General features: G+C 67.0%; 22 protein-coding genes. 5 read left to right on the forward strand and 17 right to left on the reverse strand.

The window, feature by feature from the left end; genetic code table 11:
- Positions 1-137: 137 nt before the first annotated feature.
- Genes AACL56_RS00110 through AACL56_RS00130 form a run of 5 tightly spaced genes read right to left on the reverse strand, consistent with a single transcriptional unit; the run spans position 138 to position 4,008 of the window.
- Positions 138-1,307 carry a D-alanyl-D-alanine carboxypeptidase family protein gene (locus tag AACL56_RS00110; protein ID WP_339087814.1) on the reverse strand — a complete coding sequence of 390 codons (1,170 nt, stop codon included), beginning with the start codon at positions 1,305-1,307 and terminating at the stop codon, positions 138-140.
- A 40-nt stretch (positions 1,308-1,347) separates the two neighbouring features.
- Positions 1,348-1,980, reverse strand: coding sequence for an alpha/beta hydrolase (locus tag AACL56_RS00115; RefSeq protein WP_339087815.1), 633 nt, complete (start codon positions 1,978-1,980; stop codon positions 1,348-1,350).
- A 45-nt stretch (positions 1,981-2,025) separates the two neighbouring features.
- Positions 2,026-2,379, reverse strand: coding sequence for a (2Fe-2S) ferredoxin domain-containing protein (locus AACL56_RS00120; protein ID WP_339087816.1), 354 nt, complete (start codon positions 2,377-2,379; stop codon positions 2,026-2,028).
- Positions 2,380-2,428: 49 nt separating this feature from the next.
- Positions 2,429-3,565, reverse strand: a complete 1,137-nt coding sequence (locus AACL56_RS00125; protein ID WP_339092772.1) for a VanZ family protein — start codon at positions 3,563-3,565, stop codon at positions 2,429-2,431.
- Between the two features lie 14 nt (positions 3,566-3,579).
- Positions 3,580-4,008, reverse strand: a complete 429-nt coding sequence (locus tag AACL56_RS00130) for a CopD family protein (protein WP_339087817.1) — start codon at positions 4,006-4,008, stop codon at positions 3,580-3,582.
- Between the two features lie 340 nt (positions 4,009-4,348).
- Here AACL56_RS00130 and hemB point away from each other — a divergent pair, with 340 nt between their 5' ends.
- Positions 4,349-5,362: a porphobilinogen synthase gene (gene hemB, locus AACL56_RS00135; RefSeq protein WP_339087818.1), complete on the forward strand. Its 1,014-nt coding sequence runs from the start codon at positions 4,349-4,351 to the stop codon at positions 5,360-5,362.
- A 17-nt stretch (positions 5,363-5,379) separates the two neighbouring features.
- Entirely contained in the window at positions 5,380-6,537 is a 1,158-nt protein-coding gene (locus AACL56_RS00140) for a magnesium transporter CorA family protein (protein ID WP_339087819.1), read from the forward strand.
- Positions 6,538-6,624: 87 nt separating this feature from the next.
- Here AACL56_RS00140 and AACL56_RS00145 read toward each other — a convergent pair whose 3' ends face one another.
- Both AACL56_RS00145 and AACL56_RS00150 read right to left on the reverse strand, forming a co-directional pair.
- The gene (locus AACL56_RS00145) at positions 6,625-6,993 is read right to left on the reverse strand and encodes a DUF4148 domain-containing protein (protein ID WP_339087820.1); all 369 of its coding nucleotides are present in this window, start codon (positions 6,991-6,993) and stop codon (positions 6,625-6,627) included.
- 223 nt (positions 6,994-7,216) lie between these two features.
- Positions 7,217-7,549: an alpha/beta hydrolase gene (locus tag AACL56_RS00150; protein WP_339087821.1), complete on the reverse strand. Its 333-nt coding sequence runs from the start codon at positions 7,547-7,549 to the stop codon at positions 7,217-7,219.
- A gap of 133 nt (positions 7,550-7,682) precedes the next feature.
- Between AACL56_RS00150 and AACL56_RS00155 the strand changes: the two genes are divergently transcribed.
- Positions 7,683-8,597, forward strand: coding sequence for a LysR family transcriptional regulator (locus AACL56_RS00155; protein WP_339087822.1), 915 nt, complete (start codon positions 7,683-7,685; stop codon positions 8,595-8,597).
- Positions 8,598-8,642: 45 nt separating this feature from the next.
- Here AACL56_RS00155 and AACL56_RS00160 read toward each other — a convergent pair whose 3' ends face one another.
- Both AACL56_RS00160 and AACL56_RS00165 read right to left on the reverse strand, forming a co-directional pair.
- Positions 8,643-9,326: a dienelactone hydrolase family protein gene (locus AACL56_RS00160; protein ID WP_339087824.1), complete on the reverse strand. Its 684-nt coding sequence runs from the start codon at positions 9,324-9,326 to the stop codon at positions 8,643-8,645.
- A gap of 69 nt (positions 9,327-9,395) precedes the next feature.
- Positions 9,396-10,001, reverse strand: coding sequence for a 2-hydroxychromene-2-carboxylate isomerase (locus tag AACL56_RS00165; protein ID WP_339087825.1), 606 nt, complete (start codon positions 9,999-10,001; stop codon positions 9,396-9,398).
- A 136-nt stretch (positions 10,002-10,137) separates the two neighbouring features.
- Between AACL56_RS00165 and AACL56_RS00170 the strand changes: the two genes are divergently transcribed.
- Positions 10,138-10,884, forward strand: a complete 747-nt coding sequence (locus AACL56_RS00170; RefSeq protein WP_339087826.1) for an SDR family oxidoreductase — start codon at positions 10,138-10,140, stop codon at positions 10,882-10,884.
- Between the two features lie 3 nt (positions 10,885-10,887).
- Positions 10,888-11,541, forward strand: coding sequence for a MarC family protein (locus tag AACL56_RS00175; protein ID WP_339087827.1), 654 nt, complete (start codon positions 10,888-10,890; stop codon positions 11,539-11,541).
- Positions 11,542-11,560: 19 nt separating this feature from the next.
- Here AACL56_RS00175 and AACL56_RS00180 read toward each other — a convergent pair whose 3' ends face one another.
- The 8 genes from AACL56_RS00180 to AACL56_RS00215 form a co-directional block, all read right to left on the reverse strand.
- Complete coding sequence (locus AACL56_RS00180) at positions 11,561-12,022, reverse strand: EVE domain-containing protein (RefSeq protein ID WP_339087828.1); 462 nt, start codon at positions 12,020-12,022, stop codon at positions 11,561-11,563.
- Between the two features lie 260 nt (positions 12,023-12,282).
- Positions 12,283-13,449 carry an ABC transporter substrate-binding protein gene (locus AACL56_RS00185; RefSeq protein WP_339087829.1) on the reverse strand — a complete coding sequence of 389 codons (1,167 nt, stop codon included), beginning with the start codon at positions 13,447-13,449 and terminating at the stop codon, positions 12,283-12,285.
- A 148-nt stretch (positions 13,450-13,597) separates the two neighbouring features.
- Entirely contained in the window at positions 13,598-15,454 is a 1,857-nt protein-coding gene (locus tag AACL56_RS00190; protein WP_339087830.1) for an AMP-dependent synthetase/ligase, read from the reverse strand.
- A gap of 5 nt (positions 15,455-15,459) precedes the next feature.
- A complete protein-coding gene (locus AACL56_RS00195; RefSeq protein ID WP_339087831.1) occupies positions 15,460-16,233 on the reverse strand; it encodes an ABC transporter ATP-binding protein in 774 nt (257 codons plus the stop codon).
- Positions 16,234-16,498: 265 nt separating this feature from the next.
- On the reverse strand, positions 16,499-17,320 hold the full coding sequence (locus AACL56_RS00200) for an ABC transporter ATP-binding protein (RefSeq protein WP_339087832.1): 822 nt from the start codon (positions 17,318-17,320) through the stop codon (positions 16,499-16,501).
- A 163-nt stretch (positions 17,321-17,483) separates the two neighbouring features.
- On the reverse strand, positions 17,484-18,560 hold the full coding sequence (locus tag AACL56_RS00205; RefSeq protein ID WP_339087833.1) for a branched-chain amino acid ABC transporter permease: 1,077 nt from the start codon (positions 18,558-18,560) through the stop codon (positions 17,484-17,486).
- Positions 18,561-18,567: 7 nt separating this feature from the next.
- Positions 18,568-19,443, reverse strand: a complete 876-nt coding sequence (locus AACL56_RS00210) for a branched-chain amino acid ABC transporter permease (RefSeq protein ID WP_339087834.1) — start codon at positions 19,441-19,443, stop codon at positions 18,568-18,570.
- An 18-nt stretch (positions 19,444-19,461) separates the two neighbouring features.
- Positions 19,462-20,295 carry a helix-turn-helix domain-containing protein gene (locus AACL56_RS00215; protein WP_339087835.1) on the reverse strand — a complete coding sequence of 278 codons (834 nt, stop codon included), beginning with the start codon at positions 20,293-20,295 and terminating at the stop codon, positions 19,462-19,464.
- Between the last annotated feature and the right edge of the window lie 99 nt (positions 20,296-20,394).

The following is a 20,394-nucleotide window of genomic DNA, read 5'->3' on the forward strand; positions in this document are numbered from 1 at the left end:
GGAAAAACCGGGAGATGACGAAAACGTGAAACCCTTCGGAAATTTCCGAAAAGCCCACGAGTATAGCAAACGAGCCCGAAACAGCAAGGGCAACCGGGGCGGCCACCCGCACCCTCTGCTGCCCGCCACCGCGCGGCTTACTTGATCCAGAGGCGAACGGCGTCCCAGGCGCGGCCGAAGACGCCGGCCTGCTCGACCGGCTCGAGGGCCACCAGCGGCACGTCTGCCACGGGCTGGTCGTCCAGCGTGACCTTGAGCGAGCCCACCGGCTGGTACTTGGTGAACGGCGCCACCAGGGGGTCGGGGCGCGCCACCTGGGTCTTGATCTTGCTGGCGGTGCCAGCCGGCACGGCGACCACGATGGGCTCGGGGCGGCCCAGCTTCAGCGTGTTGGACTTGCCCTTCCACACGGCCGGGGTAGCGGCCGGCTGGCCGCCGTCGAACAGGCGGACAGCGTCGTAGGCGGTGTAGCCCCAGTTCAGCAGCTTCTGCGACTCGTTGGCGCGCACCGTCTCGCCGGTGGTGCCGAGCACGATGGTCAGCAGGCGGCGTCCGCCCGTCAGGTTGGGAAAGTCGCGCTTGGCCGTGGCGATCATGCAGTAGCCTGCGGCCTCGGTGTGCCCGGTCTTCAGGCCGTCGACGGTCGGGTCGCGGAACAGCAGCAGGTTGCGGTTGGTGTCGTTCGTCGACGGGGTGCCCGGGTAGCGGTACTTCTTGATGGCGTAGTACTTGGCTTCTTCCGGAAAGTCGCGCACCAGGCGCGTGGCCAGGATGCTCAGGTCGCGGGCTGTGGTCGTGTGGCCAGGCGCCGTCAGGCCTTCGGGGTTCTTGTAGCTGGTGTTCTTCATTCCCAGCGCCTTGGCCTGGGCGTTCATCATCTCGACGAAGTGCTCCACCGTGCCGCCGACGCCTTCGGCCAGCGCCACCGTGGCGTCATTGCCCGACTGCACGATCAGGCCCTTGATCAGGTCTTCCACCGGCACCTGCATCTTGGGGTCGATGAACATGCGCGAGCCGGGCATCTTCCAGGCGCGCGGGCTGACCGGCATGGTCTGCGTCAGCGTGATCTTCTTGGCCCGCAGCGCGTCGAACACCACGTACGCCGACATCAGCTTGGTCAGCGAGGCCGGCTCCACCGGGCTGTCGATGTCCTTCTGCGCCAGGATCTGGTTCGCGGTCACGTCCAGCAGCAGGTAGCTGCGCGCTGCGATCTCGGGCGGCGCCGGCACCTGGGCGGCGGCGATGAGGCTGACGGATGCGGCGGCGGTAAGGACCAGCGCGCGGAGCGCGCCTAGAAAACGATTCATGGAGAGTGTGGAAAGAGACGAAAACAGGCCTGCGAGGCGTTCAGGCAATGCCCGCGCGCAGATGGCGGACAACGAGACTTTTGAGGAGCGGCAATTGTCCGTGAAAGAAATGGCCGCCCCCAGGGACGACTGTGACAGGAAGTGACTGCGGCCGAGCCCAGTCCATCACGGCAGACAGCGCAACGGTGTCGTCCGCTTCGCCGTGGACCACGAGCGCCCGCTCGTGCGCCTCGGCCGGCAGCGGCGCCACCACGTTGCGTGCGGCGGCCGTGCCGACCAGCACGACCTGCCGGACGTCGCGCCCGGCCCAAAGCCTTTCGACCGCGCCGCTCGCGACGAACGCGCCGAACGAGAAGCCGGCGATCGCGATCGGCCCTTCGGGCGCGAGCTGGCCGATCACGTTCAGCATGTCTTCCAGTTCACCGCGCCCTTCGTCGTGCACGCCATCGCTGGCGCCCACGCCGCGGAAGTTGAAGCGCACCGTGGCCCAGCCGCATGCGACGAAGGCGCGCGCCAGGGTCTGCACGACCTTGTTGTCCATGGTGCCGCCGAAGAGCGGATGCGGATGGGCGATCACCGCGATGCCGCGGGCGGCGTCAGCGGGCTGGTCGCGCTGCACCTCGATCGCGCCGGCGGCGCCCTGGAGGCTCAACTTTTCGGTTTGGGAATTCATGGACACGGCGTTCGGACGGTACGAGCAGGAGGGCTGCGAAAAAGTTCAGCGCCCGACGTTAGGCGGGAGCAGCAGCCGCTCGACAACCTGGCCGTTCTTCAGGTGCGACTCGACGATCTCGTCGATGTCCTCGCTGTCGACGAAGGTGTACCAGACGGCCTCGGGATACACCACGGCCACCGGCCCGCCTGCGCAGCGGTCGAGACAGCCGGCCTTGTTGACGCGAACCTTGCCGGGGCCGGAAAGCCCTTGCTCCTTGACCTTGGCCTTGCAGCGGTCGAAGCCCTCCTGGGCGTTGTGCAGGGCGCAGGAGTCTTCGCCGTTCTTGCGCTCATTGAGGCAGAAGAAGATATGGCGGGCGTAGTAGCCGGTCGGTGCGGCAAGGGTGGGGCTGGACATCGGGCGATTTTAGTGACCGGTCCCCTTCAGCGCCGCCTGCAGCGGCCCGCTAGGCGACGGCTTTTTCCTTGCCACCGCTGCGGCGCGACAGCGCCGCCACCACATACGCCATCACCGCGAACGGCCAGATCCAGCCGAGCCACTGGGCCAGCCCATGGAAACGGATGAATCGACCCTGCTCCCACGTCGCCAGCGTTTGGGCAAAGTACGCACTCTCGGGCGCCTGGTTGAGCAGGCTCAACTGCAACACGAGCCCGACGAGCAGCAGCGCCCCGCAGAGGCGGCGCGGCGCGAACAGCAGGAGCACGCCGGCGAACAGCGCCGCGGCCATGCCGACCTGCACCGGCAGGTCGAGCCATGCCCATGCGTGGTCGGGGCCATAGCTCAGCGCCGCCGACAGTGCCGACGCCGCAACGCCGGCGAGCAGGGTCAGGGGCAACAGCACCGCGCGCTGCACGACCGAACGCGCCACCAGGTAGCCGAGCAAACACGGCACCAGCGCGCCCAGCATCACGCACAGCAGTTCGACCGCCGGCACCAGCGGCTCGAGTTCGAACTGCCGCAAGGGCAGCCAGTCGATGAAGGGCGTATCGAGCAGCCACTCGGAGATCGCCGTCTCGAGGCGCTCGAACACCTGGCCCAGACCGAAGGTGACGGCCGCCGGAAACAGCAGCGCGAACGGCCAGAGCGCGAGCAGCGCCAGGCCGCCGCGCGCATCCTCGACGAACCAGTGCGAGCGCGCGCGACTCCAGTGCGCGACCGCGCCCATCCGTTCGAGCCCCGCCGCCAGGACCGCACCCACGATCGCACCTGCGGTGTTCAGCCCCAGGTCCACGCTGGACGGAATGCGCACCGGCAGGTAACTCTGCAGCGTCTCCATGGCGAACGCGATGGCCGCCCCCGACGCGGTGGCGCGCAGCACTGCGCGCCACACCCCGGCGCCGGGGCGCGTGCGCAGCACAGCCAGCGCGCAGAGAAATCCGAAGGGAACGTAGCCCACCACGTTGACCGCGAAGTCGAAACCGGTCCAGTACTTGGGCCAGGGCGCCGACAGGTAGGCCCAGGGGGCGATGCCCTGGTCGCGCCAGTCGGCGAAGGGGTACAGGCTGGCATAGACGATCAGCGCCGCGTATGCGAGCGCCAGGGGAAGCGCGGCGGACTTGTGCGGCCTCTCGACCTTGTCCACTGTAGTCACCGCGCTCAGAACGGCTTCACGACGACCAGGATCACGATGGCCAGCAGCAGCAGCACGGGCAGCTCGTTGAACCAGCGGTACCAGCGGTCGCTGCGCCGGTTCTGGCCGGCCGCGAACCGGCGAAGCAGCACGCCGCAGCCGTGGTGATAACCGATGACCACCACCACCAGCGCCAGCTTGGCATGCATCCATCCGTTGCCCGGGCCGCGGCCGATGCCGTAGCCCATCCAGAGCCAGGCGCCGAAGACGATCGCGGGAACCGCCAGCATCGTGGCGAATCGCAGGAGCTTGCGCGCCATCAGCAGCAGCCTTTCGCGCTCGGCCACCGATTCGGGCGGAACCATCGCGAGGTTGACGAAGATCCTGGGCAGGTAGAAGAGCCCGGCGAACCAGCTGGCGATGAAGACGATGTGAAGAGATTTGACCCAGAGCATGCGGGGCAGTTTAGTGGCGCACATCCCGCCATCGCCCTGTTCGCCGCGCCTTGCGAAGGCGACGAGAAAAAAAAAGCCCGACGTCTTCACGTCGGGCTGGGAAGCCCTTTTGCTGTCACACATCAAGGCACCCGCTCAGGGAGGAAAAGCGGGGAGCGGCAAGCCGCCCGCTCAGAATTTAACAAAGACGAAACAAGGTTTCAAGCGACTGAGCCACTTTCTTTGACATTTGAAGCGAAAAATTGAGAACCTTGGTTCTACGATTTTCCGTGGTTGTCAGACAACCGGACACATGACTCGGCGTACTCCTAAAGGGTGCTTAAGGCACAATTTTGGGCATATGACGTCAACCAATTCCCCCCTGGCCATGTTCCCCGCCGGGCGGCCGCGACGGCTGCGCCGCGACGCTTTCACCCGAAACCTGGTCCGAGAGCATGCGCTCACTGCCCACGACCTGATCTACCCGGTGTTCGTGCAGGAAGGCGAGAAACGCCGTGATGCCGTCCCCTCGATGCCCGGCGTCGAGCGCCTGAGCCTCGACCTGCTGCTGCCCGTTGCCGAGCAGTGCGTGGAAGCCGGCATCCCCGTGATGGCGCTGTTCCCCGTGATCGATGCCAGTCTGAAAACGCCCGACGGCGCCGAGGCCTTCAATCCCGACGGCCTCATTCCACGGGTGGTGGCCGCATTGAAGGCGCGCTTCCCGGAACTGGGCGTGATGACCGACGTGGCGCTCGACCCCTACACCAGCCACGGCCAGGACGGCCTGCTCGACGACACCGGCTACATCCTCAACGACGCCACCGTCGAAGTGCTGGTGAAGCAGGCGCTCACCCAGTCGCAAGCCGGCGTGGACATCGTGGCCCCCAGCGACATGATGGACGGGCGCATCGGCGCCATCCGCAACGCGCTCGAGGCCCGCGGCGACATCCACACGCGGATCATGGCCTACAGCGCCAAGTACGCCAGCGCCTTCTACGGGCCCTTCCGCGACGCCGTCGGCTCGGCCGCCACCCTCGGCAAGAGCAACAAGAAGGTCTACCAGATGGACCCCGGCAACAGCGACGAGGCGCTGCGCGAAGTGGCCATCGACATTGCCGAAGGCGCCGACATGGTCATGGTGAAGCCCGGCCTGCCTTATCTGGACATCGTGCGCCGTGTGAAGGAAGAGTTCCGCGTGCCCACCTTCGCCTATCAGGTGAGCGGCGAGTACGCCATGCTCAAGGCGGCCGCGCAGAACGGCTGGCTCGACCATGACGCCGTGGTGCTCGAAAGCCTGCTCGCCTTCAAGCGTGCCGGCGCCGACGGCGTGCTCACGTATTTCGCGCTGGACGCCGCGCGCCTGCTGAAAAGCTGACGGCGCACGAACCCGGCATGCGCATCTTCGAAATCAGCCGCGCCCAGGTCAGTGAGCACACCGCCCTGGCACCGCTGGCGGTGCCAGGCGCCTGCGGTGCCGGCGGCTACCTGTGGATCTCGCTCACGCGCGATGAGTTCAGGGCCTCGCTGGCCGAGGTGCAGCAGATCCTGCAGACGCTGTGCCTCACCCAACTGGTCGACCTGCATGTGGCCGACCTGCTGAACGACCAGTTGCCGTCCCATTACGACTACACCTCGCAATACGACGTGCTGGTGTTCCGGCGCCTTGCCAACGGACAGGGCAACCTGGGCAATGGCAAGGGCAACGGAAACGAGACGCCCCCGGCGGCGCCTCCCACGCCCCGCACCGGACCGCCCGTGCTGCGCCGGGTCGACACCCGCCCCGTCGGCTTCGCCGTGTTCGACCGCGTGCTGCTGTCGGTGCATCCGGAAGACGGCGCGGTGCGCGACGCCTTCGCCACGCGGCTGCTGGCGGCCGGCTCGCCCGACGACCGTGGCGCGCCGGCGCTGGACGTGCGCGCCACCTCGGCCCGCGTGCCGGCCAGCCCGTCCGACCTGATGCTTCGGGTGATCAATCAGATCGTCGACGGCTACCTCGACCTGCGAAGGGAGCTCACCAAGCAGCTCGACCATTGGCAGACAGAGCTGATCGACCCGCGCAGCCGCTTCACCAACTGGGGGGCGCTGATGGAGGCACGCCAGTCGCTGCACCACCTCGACGAGATCTGCGAGGACCAGCGAGCCGCCATGCAGGACTGGATCGATTCGCTGGAGACTCTGCCGGTGCCGCAGGGCGAGGCCGAGCGCCGCGAGCGTGAACTCATCATGATCCGCAGCCGCGACGTGCTCGAGCACATCGAGCGCGTGGTGCACCATGTGCACCGGCTCGAGCAGAACGCCGAGACGGCCGTGCAGATGCATTTCAGCGTGCAGGGTCACCGGGCCAACGACATCATGCGGGTGCTCACGGTGCTCACCGCCGTGTTCCTGCCGCTCAACCTCATCGCAGGCATCTTCGGCATGAATTTCGAGTTCATCCCGCTGGTGCACAAGGCTGACGGTTTCTGGATCGCGATGACCTCGATGCTGGTCATCGCGGTGCTGCTCGTGCTGATCTTCTGGCGCAAGCGCTACCTGGCGCGCACGCGCTGAGGCGTCTTCAGTTCGCCGCGCCAAAGAAAAAGGGCCCCGCTTTCGCGGAGCCCTTTTTCGATTTCGGCGCCCCGAAGGGCACTTCAATTACTTGGCAACGGCGCCCGAGCCTTGCTGGGCCTGGACGTTCACGTCCATCGGGTGTTGCATGTTCGAGATCACCTTGCTGTTCACGCGCGAACCGGCGGTCACGTTCTGGTTGGGAGCGTAGGCGGTACGGACGGCTTCGGCTTCGACCAGGGCGCGGTCCTTCGACACGGCCACGGTTTCCGGACCGCGCGAACCGCGGGTCACGTTCTGGTTCGGGGCCGACGCGGTGCGCACGGCTTCGGCGTTCACTTCGTCGCGGCTCTTGGTCGAGACGGCGGTGTTCACGCCTTGGTACGTTTCAGCTTGGGCAGCGGTGGCGGCCAGCAGGGTCAGGGCGGCAGCGGCAAAGATTTGCGAGGTCTTCATTGTCAGTTCTCCTAGTGTGTTCGTCGGATGGTTCGTCCACCAGGCTTGCTGGTTCGCTTGCCTGTGCGGCGAGTTTCCGGGCGAAAGGCGTTGCCAAAACGCTCGGTTCAGAGACACGGTGTTTCCTCTATTGAAACAATGCTGACATCCGGGCATGCAAAGCAAAAAGCCGGGCGGTTCGCACCACCCGGCTTTTCATGGATGTGAACGCCGGCTTTCCGGCTCAGCGGCGTTGAGACTCGAACTGGGGCGGCACTTCGCTGTTGACGAAGGCGCGCCGATCGAGGTTCTGGTTCGGGGCATGCGCCGCCGCGACAGCTTCGGCGTGGATCGCCGCCCGATCGCGCTGGCTCGGCCGCGAAACGATCGGTGCCGCCACGACGTCCCCGTACACGTTGCCCCCGCGTGCCGCCGCAGCGGCACCGGCGGCCACGTCGGCGGGGCGGGTGATCGACTGAGCCTGCATCGGCTGAACCGGCTCGAAGCCCTGCGCCTGCGCGGCGGAGGCGGCAAGCAGCGACAAGAAAGCAGCGGCGACGAGGTTCGGGATCTTCATGTGTGTTCCTTCCAACGACCCAGCCTGGCTGGCGACGTCGGCGTGTAACCGAAGTGTCGCCTGAACAGGTTAGGAAAAACCCGAGAGAATCGAACCATCGCGTTCCCAAAACGGAAACAATGGGCCCACTCTCATGGACAGTCTCGATCTGATCAGAACCTTCCGGGAAGTCGCCTCGCACGGCAGTTTTTCCCAGGCAGCCAAGAGGCTCGACATGTCGAAGGCCACCGTCAGCAAGTATGTGGCCGAGCTGGAAACCCGCTTCGGCGTGCGCCTTCTCAACCGTTCGACGCGCTCGGTGAGCCTCACCGACGCCGGCCAGCTGCTGCTGGACCGCAGCACACCCATGCTCGAGATGGTCGAACTCACCCAGTCGGAGCTGCAGGACCGCGCCAGCCAGCCCAGCGGACGGCTGCGCATCTCGGCCCCGCACGGCATGGGCAGCGGCGAGTTCCCGAACCTGCTGGCCGACTTCATGCGCTACTACCCCGACGTGACGATCAGCCTGCAGCTGACCAATCGCACCGTCGACCTGGCCGAGGAAGGCATCGACGTCGAACTGCGCAGCGGCCCGGTGGAAGACGCCAACCTCATCGTGCGCAAGCTGCGCCTCATGAACATGGTGGTCTGCGCCTCGCCGGTCTACTGGAAGAAGCATGGCAAGCCCGAGCATCCGCGCGACCTCGCCACCCACGAGGCGCTGACCTTCTCGCTGCTGGGCCAGCAGCCGGTCTGGCGCTTCGACGACAACGGCACGCCGCTCGACGTGCCCGTGAAGAGCCGCATGGACTGCACCGAGGGCGCGCCGCTGATCCGCGTGGCCATGCACGGCTTCGGCGTGATCTACCTGCCCTCGATCCTGGTGCAGTCGCACCTCGACCACGGCGAGCTCGTGCCCGTGTTGCCGGAATACGCGCGCAAGGACATGTGGCTGTCGGCCGCCTACCTGCAGCGCCGCCACAACAGCGCCGCGCTGCGCGCCCTGCTCGACTTCCTGCAGACCCGCGTCGGGCCGGGCAGCACGCCGCGCAAGGCCGGCCAATCATGAAAAAACCCGGCAGCGCCGGGTTTTTTCATGAGGACGGCGAGAGGCTCAGCCGACGTGCTTCGCGAAGAACGCCAGCGTGCGCTCGCGTGCCAGCTTGGCCGCGGCGGCATCGTAGGAGCCGCGCTGGTCGCAGTTGAAGCCGTGGTTGGCGTTGTAGACCTGCACCTCGACCTCGGGGTGCGCCTTCTTGAAGGCTTCCACCGTGTCCAGCGGAATCCAGTGGTCCCGGTCGCCGAAATGCGCGAGCACCGGCACCTTCGGCTGGCGCGCGGCTTCCTCCGGCGAGGTCATGCCGCCGCCGTAGTAAGGCGCCGCGGCGGCCAGGCCCGGCAGCAATGCCGCGGCACGCCAGGTCAGCAGGCCGCCCCAGCAGTAGCCCACGATGCCGACCTTGCCCGCCTTCGAGGCATAGGCAATGGCAGCCTCGATGTCCTGCAGCACGCCGGGCGAGGGAAGCGCCTCGACCGCCGTCTTCAGGCCGAAGCCGGTCTTCATGTCGTCGTCGGAGTAGCCCAGCTCCACGCCCGGCTGGACGCGCTGGAAGGTCGACGGCGCCACGGCCAGATAGCCCTCGGCCGCATAGCCGTCGGCCACCGAGCGGATGTGCGAGTTCACGCCGAAGATTTCCTGCACCACGACCACCGCGCCGCGCGGCTTGCCGGCAGGCTCGGCCACGTAGGCGGGGAACGTGAAGCCATCCTTGGCCTTGAGATCGATGAATTGGCCCATGTTGTCTTGCTCCTTGATGGCAAATAGAGAATTGGATGAATGTGCGGTGAACGCCGGATGACAGCCGCGTCAGGCGTGCAGCGCGCGCTCGACGAAATCGAGGCGGTCCTGCCCCCAGAAGATCTCGCCGTCGATCACGTAGCTCGGCGCGCCGAACACCTGGATGTCGATGGCCTCCTGCGTGTAGGCCTCGTAGCGTTCCTGCACCGCCTGGCTCTGCGACTGTTCCGAGCGCTTGGCCGGCAAGCCGGCTTCCACGACCAGCGCTTCGAGCACGTTCGGGTCGCCGATGTTCCGCTCCTGCGCCCACACCGCCGCGAAGACCGCCGCGCACATGCGCATCGCGGCCTCGGTGCCGTCGTGCAGGTCGACCGCGATGATGATGCGTGCCGCGTCGTCGCTGGCCACCGGGAAGAACTTCGGCTTGGCGTTCAGCGGCAGGCCGAGGTGGCGCGAGCAGCGCGCGAGGTCGACCAGCCGGTAGGCCTGGCGCTGGGGGGCGCGCTTGCCCAGCGGCAGCCCGCCCGACACCGGGAACACGCTGCCCAGGTCGATCGGCCGCACGCGCACCGTGGCGCCGGCGGCCGCGGCAATCGCCGCAAAGCGGGAATGCCCCAGATAGGTCCATGGGCTCTGTGGCGCAAAGTAGTAGTCGATCGTCTTGCCGATGCTCATTGGATAACCTCCATGCCCCGCACTTCGGCGAGAGCTTGTCCGGGGCCGCCGGCGTTGCGCTCTTGCACGTGCCCCCGATGATGTAATCGAACCGACGGTTTTAACTGACACGCAGCTTTTCTGCAGGAGGTAGGTTTTGGACCAGGTGCTCTTGATCACGGGCGGCGGACGCGGCATCGGCGCCGCCACCGCCCTGCTCGCCGCGAAGCGCGGCTGGGCGGTGGCAGTCAACTACGCCAGCAACTCGCTGGCGGCCGACGAAGTGGTGCGCGCCATCCGCGCGGGCGGCGGCACGGCGATGGCCGTGCAGGCCGACGTCGGCGACGAGGCGCAGGTGCTCGCCATGTTCGAGAAGGTCGACGCCAGGCTCGGCCGCCTGACCGCGCTGGTCAACAACGCCGGCGTCGTCGACGTGACGGCACGCGTCGACGAGATGAGCGTGGCCCGGCTCGAGCGCATGTTCCGCATCAACGTGATCGGCAGCATCGTGTGCGCGCGCGAGGCCGTGCGGCGCATGAGCACCAGGCACGGCGGCGCGGGCGGCGCCATCGTCAATGTCTCCAGCGCCGCGTCGCGGCTGGGCTCGCCGGGCCAGTACGTCGACTACGCCGCCAGCAAGGGCGCCATCGACACCTTCACGCTCGGGCTGGCCAAGGAAGTGGCCGGCGAAGGCATCCGCGTGAATGCGGTGCGCCCCGGTGTGATCGACACCGACATCCACGCCTCGGGAGGCCTGCCGGACCGTGTCGCGGCGCTCGGGCCGCAGATCCCGATGCAGCGCGCCGGCACAGCCGACGAAATCGCAGGCGCCATCGTGTGGCTGCTCTCGGCCGAGGCGAGCTACACCACCATGGCCCTGCTCGACATTGCCGGAGGGCGCTGAGCCATGAGCACCTCGATGGACCTCATCAAGCCGCTGGTCACGCTGGTGGCCATCGTCAACCCGCTGGCCATCGTGCCCTTCTTCATCCACTACACGCAGGGCTACACCGACGCGCAGCGCCGGCACACGGTGCGCATGTCGGCCTTCAGCGCCTTCGTGGTCATCGCGGTCAGCGCGCTGCTCGGGCTGCAGCTGCTGTCGTTCTTCGGCATCTCCATCGCGAGCTTCCAGGTCGGCGGCGGCCTGCTGCTGCTCATGAGTTCGCTGTCGATGCTCAACGCCAAGCCGGCAGAGAGCAAGACCAACGTCGAGGAGCTGCGCGCCACCGAGGTGAAGGCCTCGATGGGCGCGTCCATCGCGGTGGTGCCGCTCACCATCCCGCTGCTCACCGGCCCGGCCACCATCTCCACCGTGGTGATCTACGCCGACAAGACGCAGCACCTCTGGGAACTCGCGGTGCTGGTGGGCTACGGCGTGGTGGTGGCGCTGGCGACCGCGGTGGCCTTCTCGCTCGCGCAACCCATCGCGCGGGTGCTGGGCAAGACCGGCATCAACATCATGACCCGGCTCATGGGCCTGATCCTGGCCGCGCTCGCGGTCGAAGTGATGGCCGACGGGCTCGGCAAGCTGTTCCCGGTGCTGTCCAGGCTCGGCTGAGCGCGCCGGGCCGGCAGGCTCAGGCCAGCATCTTCTCGATGATCTTCCAGTGCGCCGGCTCCACCGGCGTGATCGACAGCCTGTTGCCCTTGCGCAGCACCACCAGTTCGGTGAGCTCCGGCCTGTCTCGCAGTTCCGGCAGCGCCAGCAGCCGCGTCTTGCGCAGCGCCTTCACGTCCACCAGCAGCCAGCGCGGGTCTTCCTTCTTCGACTTCGGGTCGTAGTAGGGCGACTTCGGGTCGAACTGCGTCGGGTCGGGCTTCACGCCCGAGGCCACGCGCGCGATGCCGGCGATGCCCGGCTCCGGGCAGCTCGAGTGATAGAACAGCACCCCGTCGCCGACCTTCATGCCGTCGCGCATGAAGTTGCGCGCCTGGTAGTTGCGAACGCCGGTCCACGCCACCGTGGCGTCGGGCGCGGCGAGCGCGTCGTCGATCGAGACCTCGTCGGGCTCGGATTTCATCAACCAGTAGTCAGTCATGGCGGGCGCGTCGCGAGAGTTCGGCGCAAATATAAACCCGCCCCGACCCACGCGTCTTCATCGTGGAACACCGCGGACCCGGCTTCGCCGGGCCGCAGGTGTTGCCCCCAGGAGGGGGGAAGAGAAGCGACACAAGTGCGCACATCCCGGCGCCAAGCCAGGGACACCACGGAACCGGCTTAGCCGGGCCGTAGGTGTCGCCCCCGGTAGGGGGAAGGAGTAGCGACACGAAGTGCGCGAAGCCTGGGGGCGAGCCAGGCTCACGGTGTCACATAGTCGGACACCACCACCCACTTGCCGTCCTTGATCTGCGACAGGCGCGACTGGTCGTTGCCCAGCCGCTTGGTGGCGGTGTAGCTGCTCTTCGGGCTGCCGAACATGTCGGGCTCGAAGGTCATGCTGTCCATCGCCTTGATGAAGCTGTCGGTCGTGAGGTTCGGGCCGGCCTTGGTCGCCGCCTTGATGAACGAATCGATGATCACGTAGCCGTACACCGAGAACACCGTCGGGTCCTCGTTGAACTTGGTCTTGTACTTGTTGGCCCAGAAGCGCAGCGGCTGCGACTGTTCGTCGGTGTAGGGGTTCTGCACGGTCATGGTGGCGTACACGCCGTCCATCGCCTTGCCGCCGAGCTTGTGGATCAGGTCGGTATAGGCCGCGCTCGAGCCCAGGAAGGTCGGGTTGAAGCCGGTCTTGCGCGCCTCGCCCACGGTGCCGATGGTCTCGCGGATGATCGTGCCGAGCACCACCAGGTCGCAGTTGGCGGCCTTCATCTTCGCGACCTGCGAGCTGAAGTCGGTGGCACCGCGCTTGAACGAGGTCTTCTCGGCCAGCTCCATGTTCACTGCCTTCAGCCCCGCCTCGGCACCGCGCTGCACCTCGAGGCCGAACTCGTCGTCCTGGTAGATGGTGCAGACCTTCTTGGCACTCTTGTCCTTCACCATCTTCGGCAGCGCCAGGCGGATCTGGTCGTAGTAGGTGGCGGCGAACGAATACTTCAGTCGGTTCAGCGGCTCGTACATCTCGCGCGCCGCGGTGATCGGCATGTAGTTGACGACGTTCTTGTCGAACTGCACAGGCATCGCGGCCATGTTCTGCGCCGTGCCGATGTGGCCGGCCATGATGAAGATCTTCTCCTGGTTCACCAGCTTCTGCGCGGCCAGCACCGCCTTCTTCGGGTCGTAGCCGGAGTCCTCGACGAACAGCTTGAGCTTGCGCCCGTTGACGTTGCCCTGCTCGTTGAGCTCGTCCACGCGCAGCTGCATGCCGTTGCGCGCCTGCTTGCCGAAGCCCGCGAGCGGGCCCGACAGGTCCTGGATCGTGCCGATGCGGATCTCGTCCTTGCTCACGCCCTGCTGCTGCGCGGATGCGAGCGTGGCGACCAGGCCCAGCACGGCCAGGGTCGTCAGTGTCTTGAGCTTCGTCATTGCGTTGTCTCCTTGCCTGTTGAAAAAACACACTGCCTGGCCCTTTCCGGAGACACCGCGGCGCCGGCCTTGCCGGGCTGCGGGTGTTCGTTGCCTCCGGGCGGGGGCTGGCGCAGCGACACAAGTGCGCGAAGCCCTGGGGCGAGCCCTATCTGTACATGGCGTCGATGCGCTCGGCATATTTCGTCTGGACCAGCTTGCGCTTGAGCTTCATCGTGGGCGTGAGCTCCTCGTCCTCGGCACTCAGCTGCGTCTCGAGCAGGAAGAACTTCTTGATCTGCTCGACGCGCGCGAACCTGGCGTTGACGCGGTCGATCTCGCCCTGGATCAGGTCCTGCACTTCCTGCGTGCGCGTCAGGCTCTCGTAGTTGCTGAACGGCACGTCGTTGTCCTGCGCAAACTTCTCGACGTTCTCCTGGTCGATCATGACGATCACCGACAGGTAGGGCCGCTTGTCGCCGATGACCACGGCATCGGTGATGTAGAGGCTGAACTTGAGCTCGTTCTCCAGCTCGCTGGGCGTCACGTTCTTCCCCCCCGCCGTGATGATGATGTCTTTCATCCGGTCGGTGATGCGGAAATACCCGTCCTCGTCCATCACGCCGACGTCGCCCGTGTGCAGCCAGCCGTCGGCGTCGATGGTCTCGGCGGTCTTCTCGGGCAGGTTGAGGTAACCCATGAAGACATTGGGGCCGCGCACCAGGATCTCGCCCGTGGCGTCGTCGATGCGCACCTCGTTGTAGCCGGTGGCCGGACCGATCGAGCCGGGCTTGATGCGCGTGGCCGGCACCGCGGTCGACGCGCCGCACGACTCGGTCATGCCCCACACCTCGAGCATCGGCACGCCCAGTGCCAGGTACCACTTCACCAGCTCGGGCGAGATCGGCGCCGCACCCGTCACCAGGAAGCGTGCGCGGTGGATGCCGATGAGCTTGCGCGCGTTGTCCAGCGCCAGCAGGCGCGCGAGCCTGAACCTGAACTTCAGCGACGGGCCCACCGGCTCGCCCGCCAGCACGCGGGTGGCGATGTCCTCGCCCACGCCGATGCTCCACCTGTAGGCCGCCTGCTGCAGCGGGCTCGCTTCCTTCAGCGCGATCATCACGCCCGAATAGAACTTCTCCCACACGCGCGGCACCGCGGTGAACACCGTCGGCGCGATCTCGCGCACGTTCTCCGGCACCGTCTCGGGGTTCTCCACGAAGTTCAGGATCGAGCCGGTGTACATCGCGAAGTATTCGCCCCCCATGCGCTCGGCAATGTGGCACAGCGGCAGGAAGCACATGCGCTCGTCGGTCTCGTCCTGCGCAATCAGCGAGTTGTAGCCGCGCGCGGTGTACACCAGCCCCGCATGGCTGTGCATCGCGCCCTTGGGCTTGCCGGTGGTGCCCGAGGTATAGACCAGGATGGCGAGGTCCCCGGGACGGCAGGCCGCCACGCTGCGCTCCACGGCCTGCGGGTCGGCGGCCAGGTGAGCGCGCCCGAGAGCGCGCAACGCGTCGAGGCTCATCACCGCCGCGTCGTCCAGGTCGCGCAGGCCTTCCATGTCGAACACCACGATGCGGCGCAGGCCCGGCAGGCCGTCGCGCACTTCGAGTGCCTTGTCGAGCTGCTCGTCGTCCTCCACGAAGAGCACGGTGGTGCGCGAGTCCTCGCAGAGGTAGTGCACCTGCGAGGCAGCGTCGGTGGGGTAGATGCCGTTCGACACTCCGCCGCAGCTCAGCACGGCCAGGTCCGCCAGCACCCATTCGACGACGGTGTTCGACAGGATCGACGCGCACTCGCCCGGCGCGAAGCCGATGGCCTGCAGGCCTGCCGCGATCTCGCGCACGGCCTCGGCGGTCTGGTTCCAGCTCCAGCTGCGCCAGATGCCGAGCTCCTTCTGCCGCATCCAGATGGCGTCGCCGCGCTGCGTCACCGCGTTCCAGAACATCGCGGGCACGGTGTCACCCGGCACGACCACGTCGGTGCGCGGTGCGAAGGTGTTCAGGTCCCAGAGTCCTTGCATGGTGGCTACCTCCAGGTCTTCTTCTTTTTCCAGCGCCGCTCGCCGCGCACGCCGTCGTCCTTCACGCCGAGGTAGAACTCCTTGATGTCGTCCTTTTCCCTCAGGCGTTCGCAGGTGTCTTCCATCACGATGCGGCCGTTCTCCAGCACGTAGCCATGGTCCGCCGCGTTCAGCGCCATGTTCGCGTTCTGCTCCACCAGCAGGATCGTGGTGCCGCGCTCGCGATTGATGCGCACCACGATCTCGAAGATCTCCTTGGTGAGCTTCGGGCTCAGGCCCAGGCTCGGTTCATCGAGCAGGATGAGGTGCGGCGCGGCCATGATCGCGCGCGAGATGGCGAGCATCTGCTGCTGCCCGCCCGACAGCAGCCCCGCGTCCTGCGCGGCGCGCTCGCGAAGGATCGGAAAGTAGGCATAGACCGTTTCCATGTCGCGCGCCACGCCGTCGCGGTCCTTGCGGGTGTACGCGCCCATCAGCAGGTTGTCCTTCACCGACAGCAGCGGAAACACCTCGCGGCCTTCGGGCACGTGGCTAAGGCCTTGCTGCACGATGTACGCCGGGTCCTTCGCGGTGATGTCCTTGCCCTGGAATTCGATGCTGCCTTTCCGCGGATCGATGATCCCGGAAATGGTCTTCAGGATGGTGGTCTTGCCGGCCCCGTTGGAGCCGAGCACGGTCGCGATCTCGCCTTGCCTGACCTTCAGGCTGACCCCGCGGATCGCATTGATGGGTCCGTAGGCACTTTCCACGTTCAGCAACTGAAGCACTGCGTCGCTCATGCCGTTGCCCCAACGCCGTGGACACGCACACGGCGAACGCCCCACCCCCAAGCCCGGTGTGCGGTGCGGGGTGGGCGCCCCCTCTGTGCCGCCGAGGAGCGCAGCGTTTCGCGGACAAAGGCTCGCAGCTGTCCGAGCGAAGCGAGTTCTGCGAGACCCCGCGAAACGCGAGCACCGCAGGGGAGCCGCGAAGCGGCCGGCACGGTGGGGGCGACCGCACCGTGCCGCGCACCGGGCGTCTCCCAAAGGGTCATGAGAGCAACGTTCATGCAGCCACCCTCCTCCGCAAGCTGCTCACGTCGTCAACGGTCCCGAGATAAGCCTCGACCACACGCGGATCGGCCTGTACCTCGCGAGGCGATCCCGTCGCCAGCACCTCGCCCATGTTCATCGCCAGCACGCGGTCCGACACCTTGGACACCAGCGACATGTCGTGCTCCACCATCAGCACCGACACGCCCAGCTCGTGCTGGATGTCCTGGATCCAGAACGCCATGTCCGCCGTCTCTTCGACGTTGAGACCCGAAGACGGCTCGTCGAGCAGCAGCAGCTTCGGCTCGGTGCACAGCGCGCGCGCCAGTTCGACCACCTTGCGAACGCCGTAGGGCAAGCCCGCCACCATCGAATCGCGGTGGTGCTGCAGGTCGAGCAGCTCGATCACCTGCTCCGCCTTCTCGCGTGCCGCGATCTCCGCGCGCCGCGTGGCGGGCGTGAAGAACACCTCGCTCCAGAACCCCGTGCGCCGGTGCGTGTGGCGGCCGATCAGCAGGTTGTGCAGCACCGTCGCATGCTCGAACAGCTCGATGTTCTGGAAGGTGCGCGCGATGCCCAGCGCAGCGATGGCGTGCGGCGCCTGCTGCGTCAGCGCGATCGGCCCGCCCGCCTCGCCATGCCAGGTGATCTGGCCGGTGGTCGGCGTGTAGATGCGGCTGATCAGGTTGAACACCGTCGTCTTGCCTGCGCCGTTCGGGCCGATCAGCGTGAACACCTCGCCGCGGCGCACGTCGAAGCTCACTTTGTTGACCGCCAGCACGCCGCCGAAGCGCACGCTCAGCTCTCTCGCAGACAGGAGGATGTCCTGGCTCATTCGGCAACTCCATGCCGCAGGCGCGGAGCGCGAGGGAATGCCCGGCGGCGCGCGCAGCGCTGCCTGTTCGCAGGCGCCCGCGGAACCGGCTTGGCCGGGCCGCCGGATGCGCCCCCTCGAGGGGGGAGGCGGCCACACGAAGTGGGCGAGCAACGGGGGTGGGTCATCTCAACCGGTCCGACTTGGTGAACGACTTCTGCCGCTTGAACAGCCCCTTGCGGTAGAACGGAAAGAGCTGCAGCCAGGTGCGGATCTTCAGCCAGCGGCCGTAAAGCCCGAGCGGCTCGAACAGCACGAACGCGATCAGCACCAGCCCGTAGACGAGCCCCTGCAGCCCCGGCGCCTGACCCACGACCGCAGGCAGCCAGTCCTTGCCCATGGAGATCAGTTGCGGCATCGCGATGAGAAAGATCGCGCCCAGGAACGCGCCGTGCACCGAGCCGAGCCCGCCGATCACCACCATCAGCAGCAGATCGATCGACTGCAGGATGCTGAACTGGTCCGGCGAGATGAAGCTCAGCTTGTGCGCATACAGCGCGCCGCCCAGCCCCGCGAGCGCGGCCGAGATCGCGAACGACATCGTCTTGTAGCGCGCCAGGTGGATGCCCATGCTCTGCGCCGAGATCTCCGAGTCGCGGATCGCCACGAAGGCGCGCCCGGTCGGCGAACGCAGCAAATTCAGGATGCCCAGCGTGCTGAGCACCGCCACCACCAGGCACAGGAAGTAGAAGCCGTCGCCCGAGCCCAGCGACCAGCCGAACAGCTGCGGCGACTTCACGTGCAGCCCCGCGTTGCCGCCCGTCACGCTCTCCCAGCGCGCGAACACCTCCTCGACGATGAAGCCGAACGACAGCGTCGCGATGCCCAGGTAGATGCCCTTCACGCGCAGCGCCGGCAAGGCGACCACCACGCCCACCGCCGCGGCCAGCGCGGCGGCAGCGACGAGCGCGAGCGGGAACGGCACGCCCAGGTTGGTCAGCACGCCCTGCGTGTACGCACCCGCTCCCAGGAACGCCGCATGCCCGATGGAGAACTGCCCGGTGAACCCGGCCAGCAGCATCAGCCCCAGACCGACGATGCCGTAGATCAGCACGAAGGTCAGCTGAGCGAGCCAGTACTCATCGATGATCCACGGCGCGGCCAGCAGGAAGGCCACGAGCAGGCCGTAGCAGAACACATGCCCTCCGTGCTTGGCGAGGCGGACGTCCTGGTCGTAGCTTGTCTTGAAGATGAAGCGCATATGAGACTTACACCTTCTTGCGCAGCTTCTCGCCGAACAGGCCGTTCGGCTTGATCATGAGCATCAGCAGCACCACGATGTAGGGCGCCGTGTCCTTGAAGCCGTCGGGCAGGTAGAAGCCCGCGAACGACTCGACAATGCCGATCACCAGCCCGCCGACGATGGCGCCCGGCAGGCTGCCGAAGCCGCCCACCACCGCCGCCGGGAACGCCTTCAGCCCGATGAAGCCCATGTTCGCGTGCACGAAGGTGATCGGTGCCAGCAGCATGCCCGCGATGGCCGCCACCGCTGCCGCCAGCCCCCACACCAGCCCGTTGAGCCGCTTCACCGGAATGCCCATGTAATAGGCCGCGAGCTGGTTCTGCGACGAGGCCTGCATCGCGATGCCCAGCTTGCTGTAGCGGAACATCGCGAACAGCAGGCCGCACAGGATGGCCGTGGCAATGATGATGGCCAGTTGCTCCAGGTTGACCACCAGCTCGCCGAGCTTCCAGATCTGGTCCTTGTAGGGCACGGCCAGCGTGTGCGTCTCGGTGCCGATGCCCGGCACCATGGTGACGAGCCCGCGCGCCACGTAGGCGATGCCGATGGTCAGCATCACGATCGAGAACTGCGGCTGCCCCAGGATCGGCCGGATCACCACCAGCTCGAGCAGCACGCCGAAGGCGGCCATGGCCACCACCGCAAGAATGGCGGCGAGCCAGAACGGCATGCCGAACAGCGACATGCCCGCGAAAGCACCGAAGGCGCCCAGCATCATCAGGTCGCCCTGCGCGAAGCTCACCGTCTCGGTGGCCTTGTAGATGAGCACGAAGCCCAGCGCGATCAGCCCGTAGATGCAACCTTGCGCGATGCCCGACAGCAGGAGTTGAAGGATCTGCATGGGTCCTTCGCCTCGTGCTCAGTGCCGGAAGCCGCCTGCCGCGTCGTGCAGCGCGAGGCGGCGCGAGCCGGCCAGGATGTCGCTGGGCTTGAGGCCGTAGACCTGGCGGATCGAATGGCTGAAGTGCGTCGAATCGGGGTAACCCGTGTCGAGCGCGATGTCGGTGAGCGTGGAGGCCTGCCGCACGTAGCGCAGCAGGCTGCGCGCGCGCTTCCAGGCGCGGAATGCGCGAAAGGCCATGCCGGTTTCCTGCTTGAACAGATGCAGGAAGCGCGAGAACGACAGGTGCACCGAGGCCGCGCAGTCTTCCGCCGACGTGGGCGCGGCGGGGTCTGCGTTGATGGCCTCGGCCACCTTGCGGATGCGCGGATCGAGCACGCGCGGCGCCAGCGCTTCGCCGAAGAACAACCTGTCGAAGTCGAAGCCATCGAAGTCCGTGCCGCGCTGAGAGGCGGCCAGCAGCCGCGCATGGGCATCGCGCACGCGCTGCACGAACGCCGGCGCCTCCACCGGGCCGCAGTGCTGCAGGAAGGCCGGCATGCGCGCGGGGTCGACCGACTCCGACTCGATCAGCAGGCTGAAGATCAGCGGATGCTCGCTCTCCACCTGGTGCGGCACGTGCGGCGGCACCACGATGAGCTCGCCGGACTGCCACGCGCCGCCACCGATGCGGATGCGGTTGGGCGGCGCACCGGCGGGCGACACGCACACGCCGTGCCCACCCATTGTGCGCTCGGCCGCGGCGCCGAGCAGGCCGGCATAGAACACCCGGTGCGGCGTGAGCCACATCAGCCGTTCGCCCTGCCGTGCGGCACCACCCGGGGGCGGCGTCGTCGTCCTCGTTCGCTGCATGGTGCTTGTCTCCTGCAATCGGTGGACCGCCACTCTGCGGTGGCGTTTTTTTGTTGGCTGGATCGTAGCGGCGCGGGCCGCTCGCGCGACATCGATTTG

Origin of the sequence: Variovorax paradoxus, from assembly GCF_902712855.1 — a bacterium.
GTDB lineage: Bacteria > Pseudomonadota > Gammaproteobacteria > Burkholderiales > Burkholderiaceae_C > Variovorax > Variovorax paradoxus_Q.